Annotated in this window: 14 protein-coding genes and 1 tRNA gene; 6 read left to right on the forward strand and 9 right to left on the reverse strand. The window is 74.1% G+C overall.

Annotation, left to right across the window (positions count from 1 at the left end; translation table 11 throughout):
- Positions 1–159 precede the first annotated feature (159 nt).
- Entirely contained in the window at positions 160–852 is a 693-nt protein-coding gene (locus O2W14_RS14980; protein ID WP_269176902.1) for a UdgX family uracil-DNA binding protein, read from the reverse strand.
- Between the two features lie 143 nt (positions 853–995).
- Here O2W14_RS14980 and O2W14_RS14985 point away from each other — a divergent pair, with 143 nt between their 5' ends.
- Together O2W14_RS14985 and O2W14_RS14990 are read left to right on the forward strand one after the other, a co-directional pair.
- Positions 996–1,904, forward strand: coding sequence for an ABC transporter ATP-binding protein (locus tag O2W14_RS14985; RefSeq protein WP_269176903.1), 909 nt, complete (start codon positions 996–998; stop codon positions 1,902–1,904).
- A complete protein-coding gene (locus O2W14_RS14990; protein WP_269176904.1) occupies positions 1,901–3,106 on the forward strand; it encodes an ABC transporter permease in 1,206 nt (401 codons plus the stop codon). Before O2W14_RS14985 ends, O2W14_RS14990 begins: the two co-directional genes overlap by 4 nt.
- 57 nt (positions 3,107–3,163) lie before the next feature.
- Here the strand turns inward: O2W14_RS14990 and O2W14_RS14995 are convergent, their stop codons facing one another.
- Complete coding sequence (locus O2W14_RS14995) at positions 3,164–4,081, reverse strand: SMP-30/gluconolactonase/LRE family protein (protein WP_269176905.1); 918 nt, start codon at positions 4,079–4,081, stop codon at positions 3,164–3,166.
- 55 nt (positions 4,082–4,136) lie between these two features.
- Between O2W14_RS14995 and ppc the strand changes: the two genes are divergently transcribed.
- Positions 4,137–6,938 (forward strand): phosphoenolpyruvate carboxylase, encoded by a 2,802-nt coding sequence (gene ppc / locus O2W14_RS15000; RefSeq protein ID WP_269176906.1) that lies wholly within the window; start codon positions 4,137–4,139, stop codon positions 6,936–6,938.
- Positions 6,939–6,996: 58 nt separating this feature from the next.
- Here ppc and O2W14_RS15005 read toward each other — a convergent pair whose 3' ends face one another.
- Genes O2W14_RS15005 through O2W14_RS15015 form a run of 3 tightly spaced genes read right to left on the reverse strand, consistent with a single transcriptional unit; the run spans position 6,997 to position 10,024 of the window.
- Entirely contained in the window at positions 6,997–8,127 is a 1,131-nt protein-coding gene (locus O2W14_RS15005; protein ID WP_269176907.1) for an aminotransferase-like domain-containing protein, read from the reverse strand.
- A gap of 34 nt (positions 8,128–8,161) precedes the next feature.
- On the reverse strand, positions 8,162–8,650 hold the full coding sequence (locus O2W14_RS15010) for a DUF1648 domain-containing protein (protein WP_269176908.1): 489 nt from the start codon (positions 8,648–8,650) through the stop codon (positions 8,162–8,164).
- The gene (locus O2W14_RS15015; protein WP_269176909.1) at positions 8,651–10,024 is read right to left on the reverse strand and encodes an FAD-dependent oxidoreductase; all 1,374 of its coding nucleotides are present in this window, start codon (positions 10,022–10,024) and stop codon (positions 8,651–8,653) included.
- A gap of 78 nt (positions 10,025–10,102) precedes the next feature.
- Here O2W14_RS15015 and O2W14_RS15020 point away from each other — a divergent pair, with 78 nt between their 5' ends.
- Complete coding sequence (locus O2W14_RS15020) at positions 10,103–10,411, forward strand: putative quinol monooxygenase (protein ID WP_269176910.1); 309 nt, start codon at positions 10,103–10,105, stop codon at positions 10,409–10,411.
- Between the two features lie 99 nt (positions 10,412–10,510).
- Here the strand turns inward: O2W14_RS15020 and O2W14_RS15025 are convergent, their stop codons facing one another.
- The 3 genes from O2W14_RS15025 to O2W14_RS15035 form a co-directional block, all read right to left on the reverse strand.
- Positions 10,511–11,320, reverse strand: a complete 810-nt coding sequence (locus O2W14_RS15025) for an Fpg/Nei family DNA glycosylase (RefSeq protein WP_269176911.1) — start codon at positions 11,318–11,320, stop codon at positions 10,511–10,513.
- 113 nt (positions 11,321–11,433) lie between these two features.
- Positions 11,434–12,804, reverse strand: coding sequence for a cryptochrome/photolyase family protein (locus O2W14_RS15030; RefSeq protein WP_269176912.1), 1,371 nt, complete (start codon positions 12,802–12,804; stop codon positions 11,434–11,436).
- 36 nt (positions 12,805–12,840) lie between these two features.
- On the reverse strand, positions 12,841–13,161 hold the full coding sequence (locus tag O2W14_RS15035) for a GNAT family N-acetyltransferase (RefSeq protein WP_269176913.1): 321 nt from the start codon (positions 13,159–13,161) through the stop codon (positions 12,841–12,843).
- 195 nt (positions 13,162–13,356) lie between these two features.
- On the opposite strand from O2W14_RS15035, the gene O2W14_RS15040 reads away from it, so the two are divergent.
- Together O2W14_RS15040 and O2W14_RS15045 are read left to right on the forward strand one after the other, a co-directional pair.
- Positions 13,357–13,429 (forward strand) — tRNA-Arg (locus O2W14_RS15040).
- A 107-nt stretch (positions 13,430–13,536) separates the two neighbouring features.
- A complete protein-coding gene (locus O2W14_RS15045) occupies positions 13,537–14,121 on the forward strand; it encodes a GtrA family protein (RefSeq protein ID WP_269176914.1) in 585 nt (194 codons plus the stop codon).
- 25 nt (positions 14,122–14,146) lie between these two features.
- Here the strand turns inward: O2W14_RS15045 and O2W14_RS15050 are convergent, their stop codons facing one another.
- Positions 14,147–14,725: a TetR/AcrR family transcriptional regulator gene (locus tag O2W14_RS15050; RefSeq protein WP_269176915.1), complete on the reverse strand. Its 579-nt coding sequence runs from the start codon at positions 14,723–14,725 to the stop codon at positions 14,147–14,149.
- Positions 14,726–14,727: the final 2 nt, after the last annotated feature.

Below are 14,727 nucleotides of genomic sequence, written 5' to 3' on the forward strand. Positions count from 1 at the left end.
GAGCGCGACTCGGCGCTGTGGTCCGGCAGGTCGCTGGCGAGCCGCCGCCGTTGTGCACTCGATGTCGTCTCATCGGCCCGGAAGCAGCACCGAACGCACAACGGTGGAGCCCCTCCTCAGGGGGCGAAAGTGGCCACTTTCGCCCCCTGAGGAGGGCGGTCAGGCGAGGGCGCCGGCGACGATCTTGAGGTCGGCCACGAGGGCGTCGTAGGCGGCGGCGCGGGCGTCTTCCGGTGTCCGGAGGATGGCCGAGGGGTGTGCTGTGGCGAGCATCCAGGTCTGCGCCGGCACCTCCTCCTCGGGCTCGTCGCCGTCGGCGTCGGGCTCGGTCAGCAGGGTGAGCTGGCGGCCCGGCGGCGTCCACGGCAGGAGCTGGCCGCGCTCCTTGGTGATCTTGAACGACGGCGAGATGAGCGCCTTGGCGGCGACCGCGCCGAGGCAGACGACGATCTCCGGCTGCAGGACGGCGAACTCCGCTTCCAACCACGGCTTGCAGGCCCGGATGTGCTCGGCACCCGGGGACTGGTGGATGCGGCGCTTCGGCGTGGGCGTGAAGCGGAAGTGCTTGACCGAGTTGGTGATGTAGGCGTCCCGGCGGTCGATCGCAGCGTCGCCCAGCGCGCGGTCCAGCAGCTTGCCGGCCGGGCCGACGAAGGGCTCGCCCGCGCGGTCCTCCTGGTCGCCGGGCTGCTCGCCGACGAAGACGATCCGGGCGGTTTCCGGGCCCTCGCCGAACACGGTCTGGGTGGCCGGCTCCCACAGTTCGCAGGCGCGGCAGCCGGCGGCGGCCTCGCGGAGGCCGGCCAGACCGACACCGGTGGGCGGCTGGGCCGGGTGGTTCTCGGTGCTCATGGGTCGATGACACAGGACGTCGTGCCGGTCCGCAGTGTGGAGCGCGACCCGCAGGGAGTCGTTGTCACTTGACGAGTTGGAAAGTGGTGCGACAGTCTCAGCTCGTCGGAGCAGGGTCCGCACGTCGACGAAGCGGGGGAGCAGTGCTCGAGATCGACGGCCTGGTCAAGGCCTACGGCAGCAACCAGGTGCTCAAGGGGGTGTCCTTCTCCGTCGCGCCCGGGCAGATGTTCGGCTTCTGCGGCTCCAACGGCGCCGGGAAGACGACCACGATGCGCATCGCGATGGGCCTGGCCCGGGCCGACGCCGGCGAGGTGCGCTGGACCGGCCGTCCGGTCGACGACGCCGTCCGCCGGCGGATCGGCTACATGCCGGAGGAGCGCGGGCTCTACCCGAAGATGAAGGTCGGTGAGCAGCTCACCTACTTCGCCCGCCTGCACGGCATGGACGCCGCCCCCGCCGCCCGCGCCGCCGAGCACTGGGCCGAGCGCCTGGGCCTGGGCGAGCGCCGCAACGACAAGGTGGAGAAGCTGTCGCTGGGCAACCAGCAGCGTGTGCAGTTGGCCGCCGCGCTGGTCAGCGAGCCCGACGTGCTGATCCTCGACGAGCCGTTCTCCGGGCTGGACCCGGTCGGCGTCGACTCCCTCGCCGAGGCGCTGCTCGACCAGTGCCGCCGTGGCGTGCCGGTCGTGTTCTCCAGCCACCAGCTCGACCTCGTCGAGCGGCTCTGCGACGCCGTCGGCATCCTGGCCCGCGGCTCGATCGTGGCCAGCGGCACCGTCGACGAGCTGCGCTCGGGTGCCGTCGGCCGGCAGCTGCGGGTCGTCGCCCCCGACGCACCCGACGACTGGGCCGCCGCCCTGCCCGGGGTCCGGGTCGTCTCCGCGCAGCGCGGTGACACGGTGCTCGAGCTCGCCCCGGGCGCCGACGACCAGCAGGTCCTCGCCGCCGCGCTGGCCACGGGCCGGGTGGCCCACTTCGCCTGGCGCGAGCCCACGCTCGTCGAGCTGTTCCGCGACGCCGTCACGGCCACCCCGGCGGTGGCGGCGTGAGCGCCCCGGCCCCCGCGCACTCCGACGTGACGCCGAACAGCCCGGCCCGGATGGTCCGGCTGGTCGCCGGCCGGGAGATTTCCACGCGCATCCGGGACAAGGGGTTCCTGGTCGGCTCCGCCGTCCTCGTCCTGCTCATCCTGGGCATGCTGGTCTTCCAGGTGGCCATCAACAGCGGCACCGACACCACCCGGGTCGCCGTCGTCGGCGGGGACGCCGCGGTCAGCGAGGCGCTGCGGGCCCAGGGCGACGCCCTGGGCACCGAGGTCGAGGTCGTCGACTATGACGACGAGGGCGCCGCCCGCACCGCGGTCCAGGACGGCGAGGTCGAGGGCGCCCTGCTCAGCCCGTCCGGCGTCCAGCCCGAACTGCTCGTGGAGAGCGGCGGCGGCCAGGTCGAGACGCTGGTGCAGGGCGCGGTGCAGGGGCTGGCGCTGGACCGGCAGCTGTCCGACGCGGGGGTGCAGCTCGAGGCGCCACCGGAGGTCGAGGTCGTGGCGCTGGACCCCGACGCGGACGCCGACCTGGAGGCGGCGATCGTGGCGCTCGTCGGTGTGGTGGTGCTCTACAGCCTGCTGCTGCTGTTCGGTCAGTTCGTCGCCCAGGGCGTGGTCGAGGAGAAGTCCAGCCGGGTCGTCGAGCTGCTGCTGGCGACGATGAAGCCCTGGCAGCTGCTGTCCGGGAAGATCATCGGGCTGGGGCTGCTCGGCCTGGCGCAGATGCTGGTCATCGCGGTGATCGGGGTGGCCGGCGCGCTGGCCTTCGACGTCGTCGAGCTGCCTGGCCGGCTCATCGGCACCGTGCTCACCGTGGTGGCCTGGTTCGTCCTCGGCTACGCCTTCTACGCCGCGATCTTCGCCGCCGCGGCATCGCTGGTGAGCCGGCAGGAGGACCTCGGCAGCGTGCTCACCCCGGCCACGCTGCTGCCGGTCGTCGGGCTGGTCATCGCGCTGCAGGCCGCCCAGGACCCGACCAGCACCCTGGCCCGCGTGACGTCCTTCGTCCCCGGCCTCTCCCCGATGGTGATGGCCGTGCGCCAGGCCGCCGGTGAGGCCGCGCTGTGGGAGGTCGCGGTGGCCGTGCTGATCATGCTGGTCTCGATCGCGGTGATCGTGCGGGTCGGTGGCCGCATCTACGCCGGCGCGCTGCTGCGCACCGGCGGCAAGGTCAAGCTCCGCGACGCCCTCCGCGCGGAGAGCTGACGGGACCCCGCGCGTCCGAGGGCAGAAGTGGCCACTTCTGCCCTCGGACGCACCGCGTCAGAGCTGGGACAGCGCCCCGAGCGGGCCGCGGTAGGGGCGGGCGCCGGGGCCGGTCACCCCGGTGCGCACGGTGAACAGCTTCCCGGCGTCGGGCTGGGCCGCCCTCGCCTCGTCGCTCATGCCGTGCACCGAGGTGCTGATCACCAGTAGGTCGCCGCTGAACGCGCAGCTGGTGGTGTTCTGCGCGTCGACGTCGACCACGGTCAGCAGCTCGCCGGTGGGGGAGTAGCGCCGCACCTGCGCCCCGCCCCACAGCGCCGTCCAGAGGCAGCCCTCGTCGTCCACGGTGAGGCCGTCGGCGACGCCGTCCGGGTCCTCGCTGAAGTCCAACAGCACGCGGCGATCCGTCATCGCGCCGGAGTCCAGGTCGTAGTCGAAGGCCCAGACGCTGGTCTGACCGGAGTCCGACAGGTACATCGTGCGGTCGTCGGGCGACCAGCCGATGCCGTTGGAGACGGTCAGCCCGTCGAGCACGGTGCGCACGGTGCCGTCGAGGTCGAGCCGGTAGAGGGTGCCGCCACCGGGCCGCTCGTCGAAGGCCATCGTGCCGCCGAAGAACCGGCCGGCCCGGTCGCAGGCGCCGTCGTTCATCCGGGTGCCGCCGGTCTCCTCCGAGCCGCCCTCGTCGGTCAGCTCGATGAGCACGTGCGCCTCGCCGTCCTCGGAGAGCCGGCTGACCCCCGCGCCGGCGCCGAGCAGCCACCCGCCGGCGGCTGCGGGGACGACGAACCCGACGGTGTCACCGCCCCGGTGGGACGCCAGGTCGAGGACGTCGTCGCCGGAGACGCGGCCGCGGCGGACCTGCCCCTGCGTGATGTCCACCCACACCAGCTCGGACCGGGCGGCGTCCCAGATCGGGCCCTCCCCGTGCTCGGCGGGGGAGGCGCTGGCCGGGGTCGCAGTCAGTCGGATCACCCGCCCATGGTCCCCAGGCAACCGGGGTGTCACACGCACCCCCGATACTGCGCATGTGTCAGAAGCCACCGTCGACGTCGCCGACCTCCGTACCCCGGGCGGAGCCGAGCCCGATGAGCGCACCGACGACCCGTTGCGCGCCGACATCCGCCTGCTGGGCCGGGTGCTCGGCGAGGTGATCGGCGAGCAGGCCGGTGCCGACGTCCTGGACCTGGTCGAGCAGACCCGGGTCGAGGCCTTCCGCATCCGCCGCTCCGAGGTCGACCGGTCCGAGTTGGCCGATCGGCTCGCCACGCTGGACCCGAGGTCGGCCAACCACGTCATCCGCGCCTTCAGCCACTTCTCGCTGCTGGCCAACATCGCCGAGGACGTGCACCACGAGCGGCGCCGCCGCCACCACCGCCGGGAGGGCTCGCCGCCGCAGAAGGGCAGCCTGGCCGCCTCCTTCGAGCTGCTGGACGCCGCCGGCCTGGACGGCGAGACCGTGGCCGCCGAGCTGGCCGGCGCGCTGGTCGTCCCGGTCGTCACCGCGCACCCCACCGAGACCCGCCGGCGCACCGTCACCGCGGTGCAGACCCACGTCAGCGAGCTGATCCGGCAGCGCGACAACGCCGGCCCCGACGGGATCGACGAGCGGGCCTGGGCCGCGCACCTGTGGCGCGAGGTCCTCACCCTGTGGCAGACGGCGCTGCTGCGGCTGAGCCGGCTGCGGCTGGCCGACGAGATCGAGGAGGCGCTGCGCTACTACGAGCTGTCGCTGTTCGAGGTCATGCCGGCGCTGAACACCGAGCTGCGCCAGGCCCTGCGCCAGCGCTGGCCGGACGCCGACCTGCTGCCCACCCCGATGCTGCAGCCGGGCTCGTGGATCGGCGGCGACCGCGACGGCAACCCGTTCGTCACCGCCGACGCCGTCCGCCGGGCCACCACCAGCCAGGCGGAGACGGCGCTGCGCCACCACCTGTCCGAGCTGGACGCCCTCGGCGGTGAGCTGTCGATGAGCGACCGGCTGGTCGTCCCGACCGACGCGCTGTACGCGCTGGCCGAGGTCGCCCAGGACGACTCCCCGTTCCGCGCCGACGAGCCCTACCGCCGGGCGATCCGCGGCATCCACGACCGGCTCGCCGCCACCGCGCTGCGGGTGCTCGGCTCGGTGCCCGACGCCGAGCCGGACGTCGTCCTGCCGCCCTACGCCCTGCCCGAGGACCTGCTCGCCGACCTCGCGACCGTGGACGCCTCGCTGCGCAGCCACGGCGCCGGGGCGCTGGCCGACGACCGGCTGGCCCGGCTCCGCGACGCGGTGGAGGTCTTCGGCTTCCACCTGTGCGGGCTGGACATGCGGCAGAACTCCTCGGTGCACGAGGAGGTGCTCGGCGAGCTGCTGGCCTGGGCCGGGGTGTGCGAGGACTACGCCGCCCTGGACGAGGACGCCCGGGTCGCGCTGCTCACCGCCGAGCTGCAGCTGCGCCGGCCGCTGGTGCGCGCCGACGCCGAGCTGTCCGAGCTGGCCCGCGGCGAGCTGGACCTGGTGATCGCCGCCGCCGAGCAGGTGCGGCTGATCGGCCCGCGCACCATCCCGAACTACGTCATCAGCATGTGCGAGTCGGTCAGCGACGTCCTGGAGGTCGCCGTCCTGCTCAAGGAGGTCGGCCTGCTCGAGTTGGACGCCGAGGGGCGGCCGCACTCCAGCGTCGGCATCTCGCCGCTGTTCGAGACGATCGGTGACCTGCAGGCCTCCGGCGCGATCCTGACCGCGATGCTGGAGCAGCCCCTGTACCGGGCGCTGGTGGCCAACCGGGGCGACGCCCAGGAGGTCATGCTCGGCTACTCGGACTCCAACAAGGACGGCGGCTACCTGGCCGCGCAGTGGGCGCTGTACCGGGCCGAGCTGGCGCTGGTCGAGGTCGCCCGGGCCAACGGCATCCGGTTGCGGCTGTTCCACGGCCGCGGCGGCACCGTCGGCCGCGGCGGCGGCCCCAGCTATGAGGCGATCCGGGCGCAGCCGCCGGGCTCGGTGGCGGGCTCCCTGCGGATCACCGAGCAGGGCGAGGTGATCGCGGCCAAGTACGCCTCCCCGGACCGCGCCCGCCGCAACCTGGAGGCCCTGGTCGCGGCGACCCTGGAGTCGACGCTGCTGGACATCGAGGGCCTGGGCTCCGACGCCGAGGACGTCTACGCCCTCTTCGACGACCTGGCCGCCCGCGCGCAGGGCGCCTACCGCGCGCTGGTGCACGAGACGCCGGGCTTCGTGGAGTGGTTCCGCGCGGCGACCCCGATCCGGGAGCTGGCGGAACTGAACATCGGCAGCCGCCCGCCGTCGCGCAAGGCCGGGGACAACATCTCCGACCTGCGCGCCATCCCGTGGGTGTTCAGCTGGTCGCAGGCCCGGATCATGCTGCCCGGCTGGTTCGGCACCGGCTCGGCGCTGGAGTCCTGGGTCGACGGCGACCCCGAGCGCCTGGCCCGACTGCAGGACCTGCACAAGCGCTGGCCGTTCTTCCGCACCGTGCTGTCCAACATGGGCATGGTGCTGGCCAAGACCGACCTGGAGCTGGCCGCCCGCTACGCCTCGCTGGTGCCCGACCCCGAGCTGCGCGACCTGGTGTTCGGCCAGATCACCGCCGAGCACGAGCGCAGCGTGCGGATGCTGCTGGCGGTCACCGGCGACGACCAGCTGCTGGCCGACAACCCCTCGCTGCGCCGGTCGATCCGCAACCGGTTCCCCTACCTGGAGCCGCTGCACCACCTGCAGGTGGAGATGCTGCGCCGCCGCCGCGCCGGGGACGACGACGAGCTGGTGCGCCGCTGCATCCAGCTGACCATCAACGGCGTCGCCACCGCCCTGCGCAACTCCGGCTGACGCACCGCATGGAGTCCCAGGGCGCGGTTTCCGCACCCCTGGGACTCCATGAGCGGTGCTACGCGCGCGCGGCCTCGATGGCGGCGGCGAGGCGCTGCACGCCCTCGTCGACGTCGGAGGGCTGGACGGCGGAGTAGGCCAGCCGGAAGGAGTTCTGCCCACCCTCTAGCAGGAAGTCCGTGCCCGGCACGATCCCCACCCCGCGGGCGGCGGCCTCGGCGGTGATCCGGGCGACGTCGTGACCCTCGTCCTCGGGCAGCGACACCCACAGGAAGTAGCCGCCCTCGGGACGGCGGAACGTCGCCTGCGGCAGGTGGGTGCGCAGCGCGGTGTCCAGCAGCCCGACCCGCTCGGCGAGTGCGGTCTTCACCGTCTCCAGTGCCGCGGGGAACCGGTCGCCGGTCATGAACTCGTAGACCATCGCCTGGGCGACCATGTTCGGCGCGATGTAGGTGTTGGTGGCCCGCACCCGGATCCGCTCGATGATCGCCGGCGGCCCGACCAGGTAGCCCACGCGCACGCCGGGGCAGACGGTCTTGGAGAACGAGGACGCGTAGACGACGTGCTCGCTCGCCGCGCCGCCGTCGAGCTCCAGCATCCGCGGCAGCGGCTCCCCGGAGAACCGGATGTCGACGTAGGGGTCGTCCTCGAACAGCACGAACCCGTGCTCGCGGGCCAGCTCCAGCAGCCGGTGCCGCTTGGCCAGCGACAGCGTGTAGCCCGCCGGGTTCTGGAAGTTCGGGATGACGTGCGCCATCGTCGGCTTCAGCCCGCCCTCGAGCAGGGCCGCGACCTCGTCGACGGCGATCCCGTCCTCCTCCAGCGTCACCAGGTGCACGTCGGCGCCGCGTCCGCGCAGCCCCAGCAGGGTGCGGTCGTAGGTGGGCCGCTCGGTGATCACGGCCGCGCCGGAGGTGGCCAGCTCGTCGAAGAGGAAGGCGTCGGCCTGCATCGAGCCGTTGGTGACCAGCACGTGGTCGACCGGGACGCCGTGCTTCTCGGCGATCCACTTGCGCAGCGGCACGTAGCCGACCGCCGTGCCGTAGCCGGTGACGCCGGCGGGGTCGTGGTCGAAGGCGGCGACGGCGGCCTGCTTGAGGCCCTCGACGTCGACGATGTCGGTGGAGGGGGCGCCGCGCGCGAAGGAGATCATCGTGGTCGCCGGGGAGGTCTGCGCTGAGCCGGTCACGGCGTCGAGTCTGCCGCATCGCGCCACTCGGGGTTCAGTCCCGCGGTGGCCGGTACCGGCGGGTGGCCAGCCAGGTCGCCCAGCCCGCCAGTCCGGCGAGGAAACCGACCAGCAGGACGACGGACCACACCGACAGCCCGCGGCCCGACACGGCCGCCACCCCGACCAGCGCGGACTCCCCGGCCAGCAGGAACAGCGCGGCCGCACCGACGACGAGCACGTCGGTGCGCACCCGGCGGCGGAGCTCGCCCTCGTGCTCCGGCGTCTTCCAGTACCGCTCGTGCGGCACGTTCACCAGGTCCAGCCGCACCCCGCCCATCGCCCTGGCCAGGCCGCCGAACACCGCCGCGAGCAGGAGGCCGGCGAGCCCCACGGCCAGCAGCAGCTCGGTGCGGCTGCCGGTGCGGTCGACCTGCAGGTCGGCGCCGAAGTGCAGCGGCACCCGGTCCGGCACCGTGCCGGCGAGGACGGCGACCACCACGGCGTGGACCGCGCAGGAGGCCCGGAACGCGAACGCCGCCACTCAGCCCTCCAGTCGCCCTGCGGCGGTGCGGACGGCGGCGAGCAGCTCGCCCCGGTCGTGGATGGTCGTGCGGGCCCGGCCGCGGCTGGCGCCGAGGGCGATCTCGGCGGCGTCGATGGCCCGCCAGTCCGACAGCAGCACCGGGTGCCCGCCGCGGGCGCGCAGGGTGTCGACCCAGTCGTCGTCCCCACGGGGGGCCAGCGTGCCGGCGGCGACGTCGGCCAGCAGCGAGGCCACCGTCTCGCGGGCGTCGTGCTTGTTGGTGCCCACCACCCCGGTCGGCCCGCGCTTGATCCAGCCCGCCACGTACTCACCGCGGCTGGGCGCCCCGTCGCGCAGCACCCGGCCCGCCTCGTGTGGCACCGTCCCACCGTCCAGCGGCAGCCCCGGCAGCGGGTGCCCGCGGTAGCCGACCGAGCGCACCACCAGGTCGGCCGGGACGACGTCGAGCTCGCCGGTGCCCACCGCGCGGCCGTCGGCGTCGACCGTCGTCCGCTCGACCTCGACGCCGGTGACCCGGTCGGTGCCCAGCAGTCGCACCGGGCGGGCGTGGAAGCGCAGCCGCACGCCCACCGTGCCCGGCACCGGCTCGTGCCCGGCGTAGTCGGCCAGCGCAGCCAGGTTGCGGGCGACGTGCCGGTCCTCGGCCGCCAAGGCGACGTCCCCGACGTCGGTCAGGTCGGCGGGGTCCACCAGCACGGTCGCTGCAGCCAGGTGCCCGAGCTCGCGGAGCTCCTGGGTGGTGAAGGTGGCCTGCGCCGGCCCGCGGCGGCCCAGCACCGTGATCCGCTCGACCGGTGCGGCGGCCAGGGCGTCGAGCACGTGCTGCGGCATGTCGGTGGGGTGCAGCTCGGCGGGGGAGCGGGCCAGCACCCGGGCGACGTCGAGGGCCACGTTGCCCACCCCGACGACCACGACGTCGCGCGCGCGGGACACCTGCTGCTCGACCCGCGCCCGGTCGGCGTCGGGGTGGCCGGTGTACCAGGCGACGACGTCGGTGGCGGCCAGGCTGCCGGGCAGGTCCTCGCCGGGGACGCCCAGCGCACGGTCACCGGCGGCGCCATAGGTGTAGACGACGGCGTCCACGTGGGCGCGCAGCTCGTCCACGCCGAGGTCCGCGCCGATCTCCACGTTGCCGACGAAGCGCACCCGCTCGTGGTCCAGGACGTGGTGCAGCGTCTCGCGCAGCGCCCGCATCTTCAGGTGGTCCGGGGCGATGCCGTACCGCACCAGCCCGAACGGCGTGGGCAGCCGGTCGACCAGGTCGACGGCCACCGGGACGGCGTCCTGGGAGGTCAGTGCGTCGGCGGCGTAGATGCCGGCCGGGCCCGCGCCCACCACCGCCACCCGCAACGGTCGTGCGGTCTCGGCCACGTCCGGCATCGTCGTCCTCACCGGGGGTAGGCGCCAGAGGTGGCTGCCGTCCGGCGGCCCCGATCTCCAGGAGCCCTCGTGTCCCACGTCATCGTCGCCAGCTTCACGCCCAAGCCCGGACGCCGGGACGCCCTGCGGGAGGTGTTCCTGGCGGCCGTGCCGGAGGTGCACGCCGAGGCAGGCTGCGAGCGCTACGCGGTGCAGGAGGACGAGGAGGGCTTCGTCTTCCTGGAGCGCTGGGAGAGCGAGGAGGCGCGGCTGGCACACGAGGCGGGCGAGCCCTTCCTCACCATGATGGCCGCGGCGGGCGACGACCTGTCCGGCCCGCCCGCGGTCCGCGTCCTCTCCCTGCTGCCCGCCGGCGACCCGGCCAAGGGCCAGCTCTGAGCTCGTGGAGTCCCAGCGCGTCGGAGTCGAGCGCTGGGACTCCATCGACACAGCGGGTGGAGTGGATCCGTCGGCGTCAGCTCGACGGGGCCACTCCGCTCACACCGCCTGGCAGGTGGGGCACCAGAAGAGGTTGCGGCCGACCATGACCTCGGTGCGCACCTCCGTGCCGCAGATGCGGCAGGGCAGGCCCTGGCGGCGGTAGACGTAGTGCGCGTCCTCGCGCAGTGCCGGGCCGCGGCGGCGTTCGCGGTCCTCGCGCTCGGTGGTGACGATCCGGCCGGCCTTGACCCCGGCCCGCAGCAGGACGACGAGGTCGGCCCACATGCGCTCCCAGGCGTCGGCATCGACGTCCTTGCCGGGGCGGAAGGGGCTGATCCGCTGCCGGAAGAGGATCTCGGCCCGGTAGACGTTGCCGACCCCGGCGAGCACGGCCTGGTCCATCAGCAGCGCGCCGATCGAGACCCTGCTGCGGCTGATCCGGGCGAACGCCTTGGCCGGGTCGGACTTCTTCCGCAGCGGGTCCGGGCCCAGCCGGTCGAGGATCAGCTGCACCTCGCCGTCGGTGATCAGGTCGCAGGCGGTGGCGCCGCGCAGGTCGGTCCACACGCCCTCGCCGTCCTCACCCGGTCCCTCCCAGCGCATCCGCAGCGCGCCGCGGGGCTCGGGCGGCAGGCCGGTGCCGGAGGTGAACTTGCCGTACAGACCGAGGTGGACGTGGACGACGTCCGGGCCGAAGTACGCGAACAGGTGCTTGCCCCAGGACGTGACGTCGTCGAGCACGCGGCCGTCGAGCAGCTCGGCCTGGCTGGTGAAGCGGCCCTGCGGGCTGGTCACGTGCACCTCGCGGCCGGCGAAGGCGGCCTGCTGCTCACGGGCCAGCCGGAACAGGGTGTGGCCCTCAGGCACTCTCGATCACACCGTCCAGCTTTCCTGCGCTCGCACGGCCGTGCCACGACGGGCGGCGTGATCGACGCGACACGGCGGCGAGCAGGGCGAAGACGGCCACTCTCGCCCTGCGGTCAGCGGTCACGGACGGCGTTGTACCGGTCCAGGGAGACCAGCCGCTCGTGGGCGTGGTCGACGATCGGCTCCGGGTAGCCGGCCGGGATGCCGCCGGGTGCGGTCCACGGCTCGTGCACGTACTTCGGGTCCAGGTCGCGCAGCTCGGGCACCCACTGCTTGACGTAGGTGCCGTCGGGGTCGAACTTCTTGCCCTGGGTGACCGGGTTGAACACCCGGTAGTACGGCGAGGAGTCGGTGCCGGTGCCGGCCACCCACTGCCAGCCGTGCTGGTTGCTGGCCAGGTCGCCGTCGACCAGGTGCTCCATGAACACCTTGGCGCCCACCGTCCACTCCTGGTGCAGGTCCTTGACCAGGAAGGAGGCGACGATCATCCGCACCCGGTTGTGCACGTACGCCTCGCCGAGCATCTGCCGCATCCCGGCGTCGATGATCGGGAAGCCGGTGCGGCCGGTGCGCCAGGCCTCGAGCAGCTCGTCGGCGTGCGGGCCGGAGTCGTAGGCCATCGACTGCAGCTCGGGCTTGAGGTAGGCCCGCGCGGAGTCGGGGCGGTGCCACAGGACGTCGGCGTAGAAGTCCCGCCAGGCGAGCTCGTCGGTGTAGCGGCGCACGGACTCCCCGCCGTCGTCGTGCGCGGCCAGGTCGGCGACCAGCGTCCGCGGGTGCACGCAGCCGTACTTCAGGTAGGCCGACAGCCGGCTCGTGCCGTTCGTGCCCGGGGTGTTGCGGCCCTCGGCGTACCCGAGCAGCCGCTCGTCACGGAAGTGCGCCCACGCCTCCAGCCCGGCGGCCTCACCGGCCGGGGGCAGCCGGACGCCGTCCAGCTCCGGCCGCGGCCGCGGGTCCTCCGAGCGCACCCCGGTCGCCCACGGGACGCCGTCCGGACGCGGGGCAGGAGCGTGCCAGCCGTGCTCGCGCCAGGCCCGGGAGAACGGCGTGAACACCTTGAAGGGGGTGCCGTCGTTCTTGACCACCCGGCCGGGGGCGACCAGGTACGGCGAGCCGGTGCGCACGAACGGGACGTCGCCCAGCGCCTGCTCGACCGCGGCATCACGCTGCCGGCCGTAGGGGCCGGCGTCGGCGGTGACGTGCACCGACCCCGCACCCAGCTCCTCGACCAGCTGCGGGAGGACCTGCGCCGGGTCGCCGTCGCGGAAGACCAGCGCCCCGCCGGTCTGCTCGCGCAGGTCGGCCAGGCAGTCGAGCAGGAACGCCCGCCGCGGGTCTCCCGAGGGGCCGTAGATGCGGTCGTCGAAGACGAACACCGGCAGGACGGCGCCGTCGGGACCGGCCGCCTCGATCGCGGCCAGCAGTGCCGGGTGGTCGGTCAGCCGGAGATCGCGGCGGAACCAGAGGACAGCGGTGGGCACAGGGCGAGCCTAGGCAACCCGGTTGCACACCGCAGATCAGCTGGCGGCGGTGACCAGCCCGAACGTGGGCCGGTCGGCCTCGGCGACCAGGTCGAGGTCCGCGGGGTGCTCGAGCAGGTACTTGCGGATGAACGAGCAGTAGGGGAGCACGTGCAGGTGCCTCTCCCGGGCCGAGGTCAGCACCCCGGCGACCAGCCGCGTGCCCAGACCGCGCCCGCCCATCGCCGGGTCGACCTCGGTGTGCGGGAGGGTCATCAGCTCGCCGTCCACGTGGTACGTGGCGAAGCCGACGACGCGGTCGTCGTCGCGGATCTCGAACCGGCCCCGCTCGGGGACGTCGACCACCGTGATCTCCATGCGCTCTCCACCTCCCGCAGCCGCGGCGGCGTTGCCGGGCTCGTGCGTGTTGGACAAGGTAACCGTTGCGACACGATGCCGCCCGCATCTCCTCCGACGCGTTCACCCGCGGGGAGGTTCCCTGCTCCTGCGTGGCGGCCCGCTAGCCTCGTCCCCGCACACCCCGGTCGGGAGCGCTGCTCGCGCACCCGACGAGCCCCCGTAGCTCAGGGGATAGAGCATCGGTTTCCTAAACCGTGTGCCGCAGGTTCGAATCCTGCCGGGGGCACCGCCGGGCGTCCAGTCCCGGGACGGCGGCGTCCGGGTGCAGGGGTGTACGCCCCCGGCCCGCCTGGTGTGTACGACCCGGGGAGTACGCGGGAACCGTCCCGCAGCATGACGCGCCCGCTGTCCGCCGCGGCCAGACTCGACCTCGACGACCAGCGGTGCACGCCGGTCCCCGAGCCTGGAGCCGCGACCACCGTGATCACCCTCGTCCGGCCGCCCGTGGAGGGGCCGCGCCAGACCGCCCCCGCACCGGGCCGGCCCGGCGGGGGAGTGGCGCGGCTGCTCCGCCGCGAGGACGGGATCGGGCAGTTCCTGCGCTTCGTGGCCGTCGGCGGCACCTCGATGCTGCTCTACGGGGTCGTCCTCCTGCTGTTGCAGGACCTCGGCACGCAGCCGGCCAACCTGGCCGGGTCGGTGGCCTCGACCGTGCTGGCCAACGAGCTGCACCGGCGGCTCACCTTCTCCGCCGGTGGGCGCGTCAGCCGGCTCGCCGCCCAGCTCCAGGGCGGCGGCATGGCCGCGGCCGGTGCCGCCCTCACCGCGCTCGTCCTCGCCTGGGCGGACGCCGTCGCCGGCGACACGGGGGCGGCGACCCAGCTGCTGCTGGTCACCGCCGTCACCGGACTGGTCGGCCTGGGCCGCTTCGTCGGGCTGCGCTGGGCCTTCGCCGAGCGCACGCCCTGCGCCGCCTGACCGTCCGTCCCGGGCTCCTGCCGAGTCAGCCCAGCGAGGCGGTCGCGGTGCGCAGCTCCTCCAGGGCGGCCAGCGCGTGCTGGGCCAGCCCGGTGCCGTCGTCGCGGTCGGTGGCCGCCCACCGGGCGTAGCCGCGCTTGAACGCCAGCACCCCCAGCTCGGCGGCGAGGTGCGCGGTCGGGTCGGCCACGCCCCGGGCGACCAGCGCGGCGGTCATCGCGGCGGCCATCCCGACGCTCTTGAGCGCATCCCGCTCCTGGAGCTCGGTGCTGGCGGCGACGGCGGCGTGGATGCGGGGACCGAGCTCGCGGTTGGCCGGCCCCATCTCGCTCGAGGCCCGCTCGAGTCCGGCCGCCACGGCCTGCACCGGGGTGGCGTCGGCGGGCGCCTCGGTGATCCCGTCGGCGAGCAGCCGGCTCAGCGTCTCCTGGCCGGCGACCAGCAGCTCGCGCTTGTCGGAGAAGTGCCGGAAGAAGGTGCTGCGGGTGACCCCGGCGCGTTCGGCGATCTGCGCGACCGTGGTCGCGTCGTAGCCCTGCTCGGTGAAGAGGTCGACGGCCGCGACGACGAGCCGCTGCGTCGCGCCCGGTTCCCATCGCCCCATGC

It is taken from the genome of Modestobacter sp. VKM Ac-2986 (assembly GCF_026967795.1).
Taxonomy (GTDB): Bacteria; Actinomycetota; Actinomycetes; order Mycobacteriales; family Geodermatophilaceae; genus Modestobacter.